Origin of the sequence: Curtobacterium sp. PhB115, assembly GCF_003752025.1 — a bacterium.
Classification (GTDB): domain Bacteria; phylum Actinomycetota; class Actinomycetes; order Actinomycetales; family Microbacteriaceae; genus Curtobacterium.
The window spans coordinates 684782-697498 of the sequence record NZ_RJKR01000006.1 but is presented as its reverse complement, the minus strand read 5'-3'; the positions used below and the strand labels follow the sequence as shown (position 1 = coordinate 697498).

The 12717-nt window shown below is 70.0% G+C and carries 14 protein-coding genes and 3 tRNA genes; 12 read left to right on the top strand and 5 right to left on the bottom strand.

Annotation, left to right across the window (positions count from 1 at the left end; genetic code table 11):
- Positions 1–84: 84 nt before the first annotated feature.
- Entirely contained in the window at positions 85–1566 is a 1482-nt protein-coding gene (locus EDF19_RS08960) for an NlpC/P60 family protein (RefSeq protein WP_123680523.1), read from the bottom strand.
- 33 nt (positions 1567–1599) lie between these two features.
- Positions 1600–2877, bottom strand: a complete 1278-nt coding sequence (locus EDF19_RS08955; RefSeq protein ID WP_123680522.1) for a M23 family metallopeptidase — start codon at positions 2875–2877, stop codon at positions 1600–1602.
- A 258-nt stretch (positions 2878–3135) separates the two neighbouring features.
- Here EDF19_RS08955 and EDF19_RS08950 point away from each other — a divergent pair.
- From EDF19_RS08950 to EDF19_RS08940, 3 genes are all read left to right on the top strand, one after another.
- Positions 3136–3208 (top strand) — tRNA-Glu (locus tag EDF19_RS08950).
- Positions 3209–3261: 53 nt separating this feature from the next.
- Positions 3262–3338, top strand: a tRNA-Asp gene (locus EDF19_RS08945).
- Between the two features lies 1 nt (position 3339).
- Positions 3340–3412: transfer RNA gene (locus tag EDF19_RS08940), tRNA-Phe, on the top strand.
- A 217-nt stretch (positions 3413–3629) separates the two neighbouring features.
- Here EDF19_RS08940 and EDF19_RS08935 read toward each other — a convergent pair.
- Positions 3630–4640 carry an aldo/keto reductase family protein gene (locus EDF19_RS08935; RefSeq protein ID WP_123680521.1) on the bottom strand — a complete coding sequence of 337 codons (1011 nt, stop codon included), beginning with the start codon at positions 4638–4640 and terminating at the stop codon, positions 3630–3632.
- A gap of 584 nt (positions 4641–5224) precedes the next feature.
- Here EDF19_RS08935 and EDF19_RS08930 point away from each other — a divergent pair.
- Positions 5225–5407 carry a hypothetical protein gene (locus EDF19_RS08930; RefSeq protein ID WP_123680520.1) on the top strand — a complete coding sequence of 61 codons (183 nt, stop codon included), beginning with the start codon at positions 5225–5227 and terminating at the stop codon, positions 5405–5407.
- 58 nt (positions 5408–5465) lie between these two features.
- On the top strand, positions 5466–6458 hold the full coding sequence (locus tag EDF19_RS08925; protein WP_123680519.1) for an NAD-dependent epimerase/dehydratase family protein: 993 nt from the start codon (positions 5466–5468) through the stop codon (positions 6456–6458).
- Positions 6459–6542: 84 nt separating this feature from the next.
- Here EDF19_RS08925 and rocD read toward each other — a convergent pair whose 3' ends face one another.
- Together rocD and ddaH are read right to left on the bottom strand one after the other, a co-directional pair.
- Positions 6543–7772, bottom strand: a complete 1230-nt coding sequence (gene rocD / locus EDF19_RS08920; protein ID WP_123680518.1) for an ornithine--oxo-acid transaminase — start codon at positions 7770–7772, stop codon at positions 6543–6545.
- A complete protein-coding gene (gene ddaH, locus EDF19_RS08915; protein WP_123680517.1) occupies positions 7772–8680 on the bottom strand; it encodes a dimethylargininase in 909 nt (302 codons plus the stop codon). Before ddaH ends, rocD begins: the two co-directional genes overlap by 1 nt.
- 244 nt (positions 8681–8924) lie before the next feature.
- Between ddaH and EDF19_RS08910 the strand changes: the two genes are divergently transcribed.
- The 7 genes from EDF19_RS08910 (at position 8925) to EDF19_RS08880 (ending at position 12678) form a co-directional block, all read left to right on the top strand.
- Positions 8925–9362: an Lrp/AsnC family transcriptional regulator gene (locus tag EDF19_RS08910; protein WP_123680516.1), complete on the top strand. Its 438-nt coding sequence runs from the start codon at positions 8925–8927 to the stop codon at positions 9360–9362.
- 10 nt (positions 9363–9372) lie between these two features.
- Entirely contained in the window at positions 9373–9744 is a 372-nt protein-coding gene (locus EDF19_RS08905; protein WP_123680515.1) for a hypothetical protein, read from the top strand.
- A gap of 27 nt (positions 9745–9771) precedes the next feature.
- Positions 9772–10605, top strand: coding sequence for a nitroreductase family protein (locus EDF19_RS08900; RefSeq protein WP_123680514.1), 834 nt, complete (start codon positions 9772–9774; stop codon positions 10603–10605).
- Positions 10602–11435, top strand: coding sequence for a YqjF family protein (locus tag EDF19_RS08895; protein ID WP_123680513.1), 834 nt, complete (start codon positions 10602–10604; stop codon positions 11433–11435). The genes EDF19_RS08900 and EDF19_RS08895 overlap by 4 nt, the downstream gene beginning before the upstream one ends.
- A 61-nt stretch (positions 11436–11496) precedes the next feature.
- Positions 11497–11856 carry a hypothetical protein gene (locus EDF19_RS08890; protein WP_148071064.1) on the top strand — a complete coding sequence of 120 codons (360 nt, stop codon included), beginning with the start codon at positions 11497–11499 and terminating at the stop codon, positions 11854–11856.
- 50 nt (positions 11857–11906) lie between these two features.
- The gene (locus EDF19_RS08885; RefSeq protein WP_123680511.1) at positions 11907–12470 is read left to right on the top strand and encodes a dihydrofolate reductase family protein; all 564 of its coding nucleotides are present in this window, start codon (positions 11907–11909) and stop codon (positions 12468–12470) included.
- Positions 12471–12480: 10 nt separating this feature from the next.
- Positions 12481–12678 carry a hypothetical protein gene (locus tag EDF19_RS08880; protein WP_123311065.1) on the top strand — a complete coding sequence of 66 codons (198 nt, stop codon included), beginning with the start codon at positions 12481–12483 and terminating at the stop codon, positions 12676–12678.
- Positions 12679–12717 lie beyond the last annotated feature (39 nt).

Sequence of the window (12717 nt, the reverse complement as noted above, 5' to 3'; positions counted from 1 at the left end):
CGCCCGCTCTCCTTCCGGAGGGCGGGCGCCGTTCTCGTGCTCGTGCTCGTGCTCGTGCTCGTGCTCGTGCTTGTGTTCGTGCCGCTACAGGGAACCGCTCGGGCGGGCGACGTAGGGCAGGAGCTGGCTCGGGGTCCAGACCGCTCGCTCGACCACGCCGACGCCGGGTCGCGCGGCCTCGACCATCATCCCGTTGCCGGTGTAGATCGAGTCGTGGTAACCGCCTGAGGCGGCGCCGTTCGACGAGTAGAAGAGGATGTCGCCCGGCTGGCGCTGCGAGAGCGGGACGAGGCGGCCGATCGAGCCGAAGTAGTTGTACTGCCAGACGACGTTGTGGCCGCCGGTCGCGATGCCCTGCGAGCTGTAGGCCATCATCACCAGACCGGAGCAGTCCCACGTGTTCGGGCCCGCGCCGCCGAGGACGTACGCCTTGCCGAGCTGGGCACGGGCGTACGCGATGGCGCCGGCGGCCTTCGACGGCGAGGTCGGCACGGTCGGGGTCGTCGTGGCCGGCGGGGTGCTCGGCTTCGCCGGGGTGCTCGGGGTGCTGGGCTTCGCGGGAGTGCTGGGGGTGCTCGGCTTCGCGGGGGTGCTCGGGGTGCTCGGCTTCGTGGGAGCGCTCGGGGTGCTCGGCTTCGCCGGGGTGCTGCCGGTGCCGCCGGTCTGGGTGCTGCTGCCGTTGCCGCCGGTCTGGCTGCTGCTGCCGCCGGTGCTGCCGGTCTGGCTGCTGCTACCGCCGGTGCCGCCGCCCTGGGTGCTGCTGCTGCCGCCGGCGCTGGTGCTGGCCGTCTGGGCCGCGAGGGCAGCCTCGGCGGCCTTCGCCTGCTGCGCGCTCCAGTAGGCGGTCTCCGTCGCGACGCTCGTGCCCTTCAGGTACGCGAGCTGGCGGAGGACGGTGTCCTGCTGGTCCTGCTCCTTCTGCACCCGGGCCTGCGCATCGGCGGAGACGTCGTTCGCCGTTGCGAACGCGGTCTTCGTCGTCTTGGTGGCCTTGCTGAGCGCCTTCGTCGCGGCGGCCTGCTGGGCGGCGAGCGAGTCGACGGTCTTCTGGTCAGCGCGGGCCTGGGCGAGGATCGTGGCGGACCGCTCGGACAGGTGCGACATCGTGCCGACGCGGTAGAGCAGGTCCTGGGAAGCCGACGCGTCGGTGAGCATCGTCGTCGACAGGTCACCGCCGCCCGTCCGGGAGAGCTCGACCACGAGCCCGGCGACCTGACCGGCCGAGTCGTCCGCCTTGTCCTTCGCGCGCTTCGACTGCGCGGACAGGTCGGTGAGGGTGTCCTTCGCCTCCTGCTGCTGCGAGGCCGCGAGCGCGTACGCCTGCCCGGCCTGCTGCTCGGCGATGCCGGCCTGGTCCGCGGCGTCCTGCAGCGTGGTGAGCCGGGCGCTCAGGTCGTCGACCGTCTGCTGCGCGTCGGCAGCGTCCGACTTGGCCGCCTTCACGTCGTCCCACGAGGGAGCGGACGGCGCAGCCTGGGCCGGACCGGCGATGACGACCGACAGGCCGATGCCGAGCACGGCGATGGTCGCGACCCCGCAGGAGAACGAACGAGCGGACAGGTTCATGACGTGGTCAACGCCTCCCGGCTGCGCTGATGCTCATACCGAGATCCCCCGCGCTGCCATGAAGGGGACCGGGTCGACGGCAGCGCCGTTGATCCGGGTCTCGAAGTGGAGGTGGCACCCGGTCGACCAGCCGGTCGAACCGATCTTGGCGATCTGCTGCCCGGCCGTGACGTGCTGCCCGTTGGCGACCATGATCCCGCCGTCGACGATGTGGCCGTACGCCGTCGAGATGCCGCCGCCGTTGTCGAGGATCACCTCGTTGCCGTAGCCGCCACCGTTGCCCGCGAAGGTGACCGTGCCGTCGTGCGCGGCGTAGATCGGCGCGTAGCAGGCGGGAGCGAGGTCGACGCCGGCGTGCAGGGCCGTGTAGTGCGTGTACGGGTCGACGCGGACGCCGTAGCCGCTGGTCTGGAAGCCACCGGCGGGACGGACCCACCCGGCGGAGTTCGCGGTGCCGCCACCGGTGCCGCCCTGGCTCGTGGCCGCTGCCTTCGCGGCGGCCTTCGCTGCAGCAGCGGCGATGCGCTCCTGGCGCTTCTTCTCCTCGGCGACGCCCTTGAGGTACTTCGCCTCGACACCGTGCTGCTTGGTGGTGAGGGCGGTCAGCTGGGCCTCGAGGCGGTCCTGGTTGTCGCTCTGCGCGTCCACGGCGGTCTGCGCGGCGTCGGCGGCACCCTGCGCCTCCTGCATCGTCGACTCGGCGGCGTCCGCGAGGTCACCCAGGGCTGCCTTGGCGGTGTCCGCCTTGTCGGCCTGGGCCTGGGCGGTGCCGCGGTCCTGCGATGCCTGCGAGTAGATGCCGTCGGCCTGCTCGCTGAGCTTCGACATGGCACCGAGCTCGTAGAGCAGGTCCCCGGAGTCCGACGGGTGCGTCAGGATGTCGGTCGTCACGTCGTTGGCGCTGGCTCGCCCGAGCTGTGCGGCGAGCTGACCGGCCTGCGCCTCGGACTCCGACGCGGTCTGTTCGGACTCGTCGGCCTGGGCCTGCAGCTTCTTCTGCTTGAGGGTCGCCTCGTCGTACTTGTTCTGCGCCGCCTGGTACGCCTCGCCAGCGGCCTGCGCTGCCTTCTGCTTGGCGGCCGCCTCGGACTTCAGCTCGGAGATGAGCGACTTGATCTCGGTGACCTTCGCCTGCTGGGCGGTCGTCGAGGACTTGGCCTTCTGGACCTCGTCCCAACTGGGGTAGCTCGCCGCACTCGCCGACGACGCCGGTGCGATGGCCGCGAGGGTGCCGACGGTGAGCGCGACGGCGACCGCTGCGGCGATGAGGCGGCTGCGGTTGCGGAGGGAGAGCGAAGGTGAGGTCGACATGTATCTCGATTTCGTAACAGCGCGGCAAGGCTCACGCACGTAACACTGTTAACAGACGCAACAGTAACAACAGGTGTCGCAGGCACGACAGCCCCTCGGACGAGGGACGAGGACCGACGACGATGCTCGCACCGCAACCTCGACACCCGGTGCCGGGCAGGCGCGACACGCCGGGGATTCCGCGGGAACGGGGCCCGATTTGCGAACCCCCGGGGGCATCCGTATGCTTGTCCATCGGTAGCGCGAAGCACCACTTGCGGCCCTATCGTTTAGTGGCCTAGGACACCGCCCTTTCACGGCGGCAGCACGGGTTCGAATCCCGTTGGGGTCACTCTCCGAGTGAGCGAGCAAGTAGTACTGAGCAACACCACAGCAATTCAACATGGCCCTGTAGCGCAGCTGGTTAGCGTGCCGCCCTGTCACGGCGGAGGTCGCGGGTTCAAGTCCCGTCAGGGTCGCCACGGCTGGATAGCTCAGTTGGTAGAGCGTTCGACTGAAAATCGAAAGGTCCACGGATCGATGCCGTGTCCAGCCACCGGTGAAGGCCCCCTGCTTCGGCAGGGGGCCTTTTCCGTTGTCCGGCGTCGGTCGCGTCGCGTATGACCGCGGGCGCGGATCGTCGCGCACGACCAAAGTCACCCCGAACCACGCAACTGTGCGGTTCGGGGTGACGTTGGTTGTGCGGCTTGCGTTCGCGCCGGGTCGTCGCCAGCCTGGAGGCCCGGATCGCGCCCGCCTGTCGGCCTCCGGACTCAGGCCTCGCGGGTCTTCGGGCTGCTGTCGTTCGTCTTCGCCGGGTCGCGCTCGACCACGGTGCCGAGGGCATCGTCGATCCGCGACATCAGCTCCGCCGGGATCGTGACGCCGGCAGCACCCGCGTTGTCGTGGACCTGCTCCGGCCGCGACGCCCCGATGATCGCCGACGCCACGTTCTCGTTCTGGAGCACCCACGCCACGGCGAGTTGCGCCATCGACAGGTTCAGCTCGTCCGCGATCGGCTGCAGCTCCTGCACGGACGAGAGCACCTCGTCGCGCATGAACCGCTTGATCATGTTCGCGCCGCCCTTGTCGTCGGTGGCGCGGGACCCCTCGGGCAGCGGCTGACCCGGCTTGTACTTGCCGGTCAGCACACCCTGGGCGATGGGCGACCAGACGATCTGCGAGATGCCGAGTTCCTTCGAGGTCGGCACGACCTCTTCCTCGATGACCCGCCACAGCGCCGAGTACTGCGGCTGGTTCGAGATGAGCTGGAATCCGAGGTCCTTCGCCAGTGCGGCGCCGGCGCGGAGCTGGTCCGCCGTCCACTCGCTGACGCCGACGTACAGCACCTTGCCCTGCCGGACGATGTCGGCGAACGCCTGCATCGTCTCTTCGAGGGGCGTCTCGTGGTCGTAGCGGTGCGCCTGGTACAGGTCGACGTAGTCCGTCTGCAGGCGCTGGAGGGACCCGTCGATCGACTCGAGGATGTGCTTCCGCGACAGGCCGGTGTCGTTGTGTCCCTTCGGACCTGTCGGACCGAAGACCTTCGTGGCGATCTCGAGCGACTGGCGCCGCTCCCCCTTGAGCGCTTCACCGAGGACCTTCTCGGCGCCGGTGTTCGCGTAGACGTCGGCGGTGTCGAACGTCGAGATGCCCACCTCGAGCGCGGCCTTGACGCAGGCGATCGCGGCGTCGTTCTCGACCTGGGATGCGTGGGTGAGCCAGTTGCCGTAGGTGATCTCGGAGACCTTGAGGCCCGAGTTGCCGAGGTAGCGGTACTCCATGTGCGTGTCACTCCTGTCGTGGCCGCGTCGGTGCGGCTCGACCCGTGACGGTAGTCCCGCCGCTTCGGGGAGCACTCGGCGAACCGGACATCACGGCTGTACGCTGATGTTTCAGTAGCAGCGGGGAAAGACGAAACCCCGGCGATGTGGCTGGGCCAGGGATCGTTCCGGGGTCTTCGATATATGAGTTTACGGGGCGAGCGTTCGATGTCAACTGGAGGTCGCGTGGAGCCGGCGGACGTAGTCGACCTCTTGACGCGCGAACGCCTTCGTTCCTACTTCCGAGCTCTACCCGACGACGCACGCGCTGTCGGGCTCTACGAATGGAACATGCGAGCTGCAGCTGCCGTGATGGAGCTGACAGGGGCAGGAGAGGTCGTGGTCCGGAACGCTGCAGACGTGCAGCTCCGCGCTTGGGCAACTGCTCGTCGCCCAGGCTCATCCTGGCTCGATGTCGTTCCCCTCGACGCACAAGGCAAGAACGATCTGGCCGTCGCGCGACCCTGTGGACACCAGCACTCCACCGTGCGTTCCCACACGGCCCAGAGGATGCGCTGACTCGCCAGCGCGAGGTTCGAACACGGATGCAGCAACTGCACTTCGTGCGCAACCGGGCCGCACACCACGAGCCGATCCATGGGCGTGATCTTCGGCGGGACCACGACTACGCGATCGAGCTGCTCGGATGGATCCACCCCGGCGCCGCGGCTTGGGCAAAGGACGTGACGATGCTCGGCACGGTGCTCGATGCCCGACCCAGCATCTGAGGGGCAGGATCGAAAGAGTTGCGGCACGGAGCGGTGCCGCGGAGAGCGAGGAGCATCCATGACCGGAGCGAGCGTGTTGTTCATCGGTGGGAGCGGCGTGATCAGCGCCTCCTGCGTGCGGGAGGCGACCGAACAGGGCTACGACGTCACGGTCCTGAACCGTGGGACCACCGGGGGCAGGCCGATCCCGGAGGGTGTGACGCGCCTCCAGGCCGATGCGTCGGACCGCAGCGCACTTGCGGACGCACTCGGCGACCGGCACTACGACGTGGTCGTGAACTGGGTGGCCTTCACGCCGGACCAGGTGCAGGCCGACATCGACTTCTTCGCCGGACGGACGCGGCAGTACGTCTTCATCAGCTCGGCCTCGGCGTACCAGACGCCGGCGACGCACCTGCCGATCACCGAGTCGACACCGCTGAAGAACCCGTACTGGCAGTACTCGCGGGACAAGATCGCGTGCGAGGAGCTGCTGATGCAGGCGTACCGGGAGCAGGACTTCCCGGTGACGATCGTGCGGCCGTCGCACACCTACGACGAGACGAAGCTGCCGCTCACGGGTGGGTGGACCGCAGTCGCCCGGATGCGTGCCGGGAAGCCGATCATCATCACCGGTGACGGCACGAGCCTGTGGACGCTGACGCACAGCCGTGACTTCGCGGTCGGGTTCACCGGGCTGCTCGACAACGCATCGGCGATCGGTGAGGCCTTCACCATCACGAGCGACGAGGCGCCGACGTGGAACGCCATCGCGCACGAGATCGCGGCGGCGGCCGGGGTCGACGACCTGCGGATCGTGCACGTGCCAGCCGACGCGATCGCCGCCGCCGATGCCGAGTGGGGTGCTGCGCTGCTGGGCGACAAGGCGAACTCGTCGGTGTTCGACAACAGCAAGATCCGGTCGCTCGTGCCGTGGTACCGGCCGCGGACGCCCTACCGGCAGGGTGTGCGCGAGGTCATGGCCTGGTTCGAGGCGAACCCAGACGCGCAGGTCGTCGACGAGCGCCTCGACGGCCTGATGGACGAGTTGGCGGCGCGCTGGGCGGTGTGAGCCGCACTTGGTGAGCAGAAATGGTCGGGTGCCGTGTGGCGACCCGACCATTTCTGCTCACGAAGCGAACGCGGAGCGCGCGCGTCAGGAACGCGCGGCCAGCACCGAGGCGAGCGCGCCCATCGCGGTGCGCAGCTCGTCGTCGGTGACGACCAGGGGCGGGGCGAAGCGGATCGTCGAACCGTGGGTGTCCTTCACGAGCAGCCCGCGGTCGGCCAGGTCCTTCGAGATCTCCTTGCCGGTGCCGAGCGCAGGGTCGATGTCGATGCCCGCCCAGAGTCCGGCGACACGGTGCGAAACGACGCCGCGTCCGAGCAGGTCGTCGAGCAGCCCGCGCAGCAGCGGTTCGCCGTCGAGGGCCCGCTGCTGGAACGTGCCCTCGCCGAGCATCGCGACGACCTCGGAACCGACGGCTGCTGCCAACGGGTTGCCGCCGAACGTGGAGCCGTGTTCGCCGGGACGCAGGACCCCCAGGACGTCGCGCGAGCCCACCACCGCCGACACCGGGACGATCCCGCCGCCGAGCGCCTTGCCGAGCGTGATGAGGTCGGGCCGGACGCCGACGCGCTGCACGGCGAGGGTGTGGCCCGTGCGACCGAGGCCGGACTGGATCTCGTCCGCGACGAACAGCGCGCCGAACTCGTCGCAGATGGTGCGGACGTCCGGCAGGTACGAAGCGGGCGGGATGACGACCCCGCCCTCGCCCTGGATCGGCTCGAGCAGCACCGCGACGACGGTCTCGTCCATCGCCTCCCGGAGGGCAGCGGCATCGCCGTACGGCACCGTGCGGAACCCGGGCGTGTACGGGCCGAAGTCGTCGTGTGCCACCGGGTCGTCGGAGAACGAGATGATCGTGGTGGTGCGGCCGTGGAAGTTCCCGGAGGCCACGATGATCGTCGCCTGCCCCGCGGGGACACCCTTGACGCGGTAGCCCCAGGCTCGCGCCACCTTGATCGCGGACTCGACGGCTTCGGCACCGGTGTTCATCGGCAGGACCATCTCGGTCTCCGTCAACGCCGCCAGTGCCGCCGCGAACGGCCCGAGCTGGTCGTTCACGAAGGCACGGCTCGTCAGCGTCACCCGGTCGAGCTGCGCCCGGGCGGCGTCGAGCAGCCGCGGGTTGCCGTGGCCGAAGTTCACCGCGGAGTACGCGGCCAGGCCGTCCAGGTACTGCTTGCCGTCGACGTCGGTGACGGTGGCTCCGGAGCCCGACGCGATGACGACGGGCAGCGGGCTGTAGTTGTGCGCGAGGGCGCGGTCCTCGACGGCGAGCGCCGCCACGGTGTTGACCCCGAGCGACGCTGCCGCCGACATCAGCTGACCCCGAGCGAGCGGGCGACCGAGGTGCCGGTACCGACTGGGTGCAGGTCGAGGGTGCAGCACTTCACGCCGCCACCGCCGAGCAGCAGCTCGGACAGGTCGACGCCGATCGGGTTGTAACCCTTCTCCTGCAGCTGCTCGGCGAACCGAACAGCCCGGGCGGCGATCACGACGTTGTACCCGTCGGAGTACGAGTTCAGGCCGAGGATCGCGGCGTCCTCTTCCGTCGCGATGATCGCGTCGGGGAAGCGCTCGCGCAGGATCGTCAGCGAGGGCTCGTCGAAGGCGCTCTCGAGGTACGCGATGTTCGACGTGCCGTCGGCGGCGGGCTCGGGGTCGAGCACGGCGATGGCGGTGTCCAGGTGGTAGAAGCTCGGGTTGATGAGCTTCAGGGTGACGACCTCGCGGCCGTAGATCGTCGCGAGCTCGTCGTGCGAGGTGCTGTCCGACCGGAAGCCGGTGCCGGCGAAGATCGTGTTCCCGATGAGCAGGAAGTCACCCTCGCCCTCGTTGGTCTGCTCCGGCTCGGCGACGGTCAGGCCGGCCTGACGGAACCAGTCCATGTACGCGGGGCCCTCGGGCTGACGCTCGGGGTACTGGAACTTCGCGCCGTACGCGATGCCGTCGAGGACGAACCCGCCGTTCGCCGCGTAGACCATGTCCGGCAGGCCGTCGATGGGGTCGATGTAAGAGATGTCGAAGCCGAGCTGCTCGTACACGTCGACGAGCGTCTGCCACTGGGCGACGGCCTTCGAGGTGTCGGTCGGCTCTTCCGGGTGCATCCACGGGTTGATCCGGTAGCTGACCGTGTAGAAGTCCGGCTTGCACATCAGGATCGTGCGCTTCGTGGCGACACGGGCCGGGGTGGCGACGGACTCGGGGGCGGGTGCGGTGTTCGACATCAGTCCTCCTGGAAGGGACCGGGGCCCGAGCCTGCCAGGAACCGAAACGGAACGAGGAGAAGAGCTCCGGTGAGATGCAGGCTCACTCACCGCAGCGGACCAGGTCGACGCCACGACGATCCTGACACGAACCGTCCGGGAAGTGCAGCATCGGGAGCGCCACACTCTGGCACCCGTTCGGGGCACGCACGTTTCGTGCGCAGAACCGGGTGGCCGTGCAACAACCACGCGTACCATGGGTCCAATGGATTCGCTCGACCACCGCATCCTGGATCAACTCCGGGACAACGCCCGCGCCGGCTACGGCGACATCGGGTCGGTGGTCGGACTCTCGGCCTCGGCCGTGAAGCGCCGTGTCGACCGGCTGGTCGGTGACGGGGTCATCCAGGGCTTCACGATCAAGGTCGACCCCGCCGTCGAGGACCGGGGTACCGAGGCCTGGGTGGAGCTCTACTGCCGCGGCACGGTCTCCCCCGACGAGCTCCGCGCGCTGCTCGACACCGTGCCCGAGGTCATCGACGCCGGCACGGTCACCGGCAGCGCCGACGCGGTCGTGCACATGCGCTCGAAGGACCTGTCCGCACTCGAGGAAGCGCTCGACAAGGTCCGTCTCGCACCCCAGGTCGACCACACCCGGTCCGCGATCGTGCTCTCCAAGCTGGTCAGTCGCGAGACCGCGTAACGTCCCACGGATGGGACGGAAGACGACAGCCTGGAGGCGCGGCTCGGCGCCCACGGGATCGCGCGCGGCCCGGCGGCTGGTCGCGGCTGCGGGCCTCGCCTACGTCGCGAACTGCCTCTGGGGCACCGCCGTGGCCGTGCGCCTGATCCGGACGAAGAAGCTGCGGGTCGTGCACCACGGCCTGTTCGTGGTGACCGCGACCCTGACCGGCGTCGCCGCGACCACCCCGGTCTGGACCCGGGACCGCCGCGCCCTGTTCCTGCTGCCCGCACTCGTCCCGCTCGCGCTGGCTCCACGCACGAACCCCCGCTCCGGAGCACACTGGAGAGTCGCGGTCGCCGCCGCGCCGTCCTACCTGGGGGCGCTCGTCGGCAGGCGCTGACCACGACGACGAAACGCGAGGGAAGCAGTGGAGCTCTTCGAGGCCATCCGACGACGACGGACGACGAACGGACCGTTCCTGCCGGACCCGGTGTCCCAGGAGCACCAACGGCTCCTCATGGAGCTCGCCGGGCGGGCGCCGTCGCAGCTCAACAGCCAGCCGTGGCGGTTCGTCCTGGTCGAGGAGCGCGCGACGATCGACCGCGTCGCCGAGATCAGCGGCAGCTCGATGACCCGCACGATGGCCGAGGGGACGTTCTTCGAGCGCTACAGGCCGTACTTCCGGTTCTCGCAGGCCGAGATGGACGAGCGGCGCGACGGGATGCTGTTCGACAAGCTCCCGGGGCCGCTCAAGCCGTTCACGAAGCAGGTGTTCACCAAACGTGGGCAGCTGCTCATGAACACGCTGCGGGTGCCGCAGAGCCTCGGTGAGGAGAACCGGAAGCTCGTCGCCGGGTCGCCGCTGCTGCTCGGAGTGCTGCTCGACCGACACGAGTACCGGAAGGAAGAGCTGTCCGGCTTCTACTCGGTGTTCAGCATGGGCGCGGCCATGGAGAACATCTGGCTCGCGACCACGGAGCTCGGCCTCGGGATCCAGTTCGTGTCGTTCCCGATGGAGACCCCCGGCGCGTGGGAGGAGATCGAGGGGCTGCTGCACGTCCCCGAGACCCTCGAGCTGATGGCCGTGTACCGGATCGGGTACCTGCCGCCCGAACGTCGACGGCCCGCGATCGACTGGACGTCGAGCGAGCGGAAGCGCCCGTCACAGTACGTGTTCCGCGGGACCTGCGACACCCCGCAGCAGGGGTGGGACGACGCGCCCGTGGCGGGCCACATCGAACCGGAGGCGACCATCTCGTGACCGACGCCCGACACACCCAGAGCACCCCACCGACCTCGCAGGCTCGGTCGGCGCGTTCCGCGCGCCGCTCCGCGACGCCGCCGAGCGGAACGCGGCAGTCAGCCGCCCCCGGCCTGACGGGCCGTCCCTGGATCTCGCAGGACTGGCTCGACGTCGTCTTCGTGCACTGGCGCGTGGACGTGTCCGCGGTGGCTCCGCTGCTGCCCGCCGGCACCCGGCCCGACACGATGGCCCTCGACGGCAGCGACGACGGGGTGACCACGTGGGTGGGACTCATCGCGTTCCGGTTCGAGGACACCCGCTTCCCGCCGCTCGGAACGCTCGGCCGGACCGGCGCCGTGGGCGACTTCGTCGAGGTGAACGAGCGCGTCTACACGGTCGACGAACAGGGCCAGCACGGCGTCGTGTTCCTGTCGCTCGACGCCGGCAAGCTGCTGCCGACGATCGGCGCCCGCGTCGCCACGGGGCTGCCCTACCGCTGGGCGCGTGCCGAGCAGCGGTCCCACGACGGCCGCGTCGGGTACGCGATGCGACGCCACGGCACCCACCTGCGATCCCTCGTCGACGTCCGGGTCGGGGACGTGGTCGACGAGCCGAGCGCGCTCGAGACGTTCCTCACCGCGCGGTGGGGCATGCACGTGCACCGTGCGGGCCGCACCCGGTTCTGGCCGAACGAGCACGAGTCGTGGCCGCTCCACCGCGCTTCGGTGGTGGCGCTGCGGGACGACCTGATCGGTGCCGCTGGGCTGCCGTTCGGCCTGACCGAGCTCGAACCGGACTCGGTGCTGTACTCGCCCGGTGTGACGACCCGGTTCGGCCGCGGACGCTGAGCGCTCCCCGTCGGGGGACAACGGCTGAGTCCCCAGCCCTCGCCAGCGGTACAAGTGGTCCATGACTCGAGTGGCAGTGGTGACCGGTGGATCCGCAGGACTGGGGCGTGCGACGGTCGTCGAGGCCGGCCGCGCGGCCCTCGGCGTCTGGCACCTGAGCCGCGCGCTGCGTGGCCGGGAGCATGTCGTGCTGCACGGGGTGCTCGGTGTCCGGCAGCTCGTGCAGGCCGCGCTCGTCGCCCGCGCGGGGACAGCCGACGCCCACACGCTCAGCGCCGTCGTGGACGCCCTGCACGGGACGTCGATGGTCCCGCTCGCCCTGGACCCGCGGCGCCGCGGGTTCGCCCTGCAGCAGGTGTGGATCGCCGCGGTCCTCACCGTCGCCGAGGTGGCGCTCGTCGGCCGGGGGCGCCGGCGCTGAGCCCCGACGGCCGCTGAGCCCTGTCGGGGGTGCTCGGTAGCGTCCCGGACATGAGCACCGTCTACTCCGTCGCGTCCTCGCTGGACGGGTTCGTCGCCGCACCGGCCGACGACCTCGGCTGGCTGCTGCAGTTCGGGTTCGAGCCGTTCCAGGAGCACCACGACCGGTTCTTCGCGGGGGTCGGCGCGATCGCGATGGGGTCGACGACGTACGAGTGGCTGCTCGAGCACGACGACACGTGGGCGTACCCGGACCTGCCGACGTGGGTGTTCACCACGCGCGAGCTCCCGGTGCCCGACGGTGCCGACGTCCACTTCGTGTCGGGGTCGGTCGCGGACCACCAGGACACCCTCGAACGGGCCGCCGGCGAGCGGGACGTCTGGGTGGTCGGCGGTGGACTGCTCGCGGCGCAGTACCAGCAGGCGGGGATCCTCGACGAGCTCCGGGTGACCGTGATGCCGATCGCGCTCGGGGCCGGCGCACCGCTGCTCCCCGTGGCGGCGCCGACCCCGGTGTTCGAGCTCGTCGGGACGACACCGTTCGTCGGGGGTGCCGTCGAACTGCACTACCGCGCGGCCGCGCTGCCGGAAGCCGCTCCCACGGTCGGGGCGTAGCGTCCGGGGCATGAGCGACAACGAGCAGACCGAGCCCGTCATGGACGGTGCCACCGAGGCGACGAACCACGAGAAGCTCCACGGCCTCATCGAACAGGTCGACCACGACCACCACGGCGAGGGCGCCGGGGCGATGGCCGACCACCTGCGCGACCGCATGGACGAGACCGGCGTCGAGGACGAGGAAGCCGGCGACGTCGAGGACTGACGCTGCGGACTGACGCCGCGCACTGACGCTGCGCACTGA

Coding starts and splice junctions, on each gene's coding strand:
- EDF19_RS08960 (WP_123680523.1), bottom strand. CDS start 1,566: ATGAACCTGTCCGCTCGTTCGTTCTCCTGCGGGGTCGCGACCATCGCC.
- EDF19_RS08955 (WP_123680522.1), bottom strand. CDS start 2,877: ATGTCGACCTCACCTTCGCTCTCCCTCCGCAACCGCAGCCGCCTCATC.
- EDF19_RS08935 (WP_123680521.1), bottom strand. CDS start 4,640: ATGGAGTACCGCTACCTCGGCAACTCGGGCCTCAAGGTCTCCGAGATC.
- EDF19_RS08930 (WP_123680520.1), top strand. CDS start 5,225: ATGCAGCAACTGCACTTCGTGCGCAACCGGGCCGCACACCACGAGCCG.
- EDF19_RS08925 (WP_123680519.1), top strand. CDS start 5,466: ATGACCGGAGCGAGCGTGTTGTTCATCGGTGGGAGCGGCGTGATCAGC.
- rocD (WP_123680518.1), bottom strand. CDS start 7,772: ATGTCGGCGGCAGCGTCGCTCGGGGTCAACACCGTGGCGGCGCTCGCC.
- ddaH (WP_123680517.1), bottom strand. CDS start 8,680: ATGTCGAACACCGCACCCGCCCCCGAGTCCGTCGCCACCCCGGCCCGT.
- EDF19_RS08910 (WP_123680516.1), top strand. CDS start 8,925: ATGGATTCGCTCGACCACCGCATCCTGGATCAACTCCGGGACAACGCC.
- EDF19_RS08905 (WP_123680515.1), top strand. CDS start 9,373: ATGGGACGGAAGACGACAGCCTGGAGGCGCGGCTCGGCGCCCACGGGA.
- EDF19_RS08890 (WP_148071064.1), top strand. CDS start 11,497: ATGACTCGAGTGGCAGTGGTGACCGGTGGATCCGCAGGACTGGGGCGT.
- EDF19_RS08885 (WP_123680511.1), top strand. CDS start 11,907: ATGAGCACCGTCTACTCCGTCGCGTCCTCGCTGGACGGGTTCGTCGCC.
- EDF19_RS08880 (WP_123311065.1), top strand. CDS start 12,481: ATGAGCGACAACGAGCAGACCGAGCCCGTCATGGACGGTGCCACCGAG.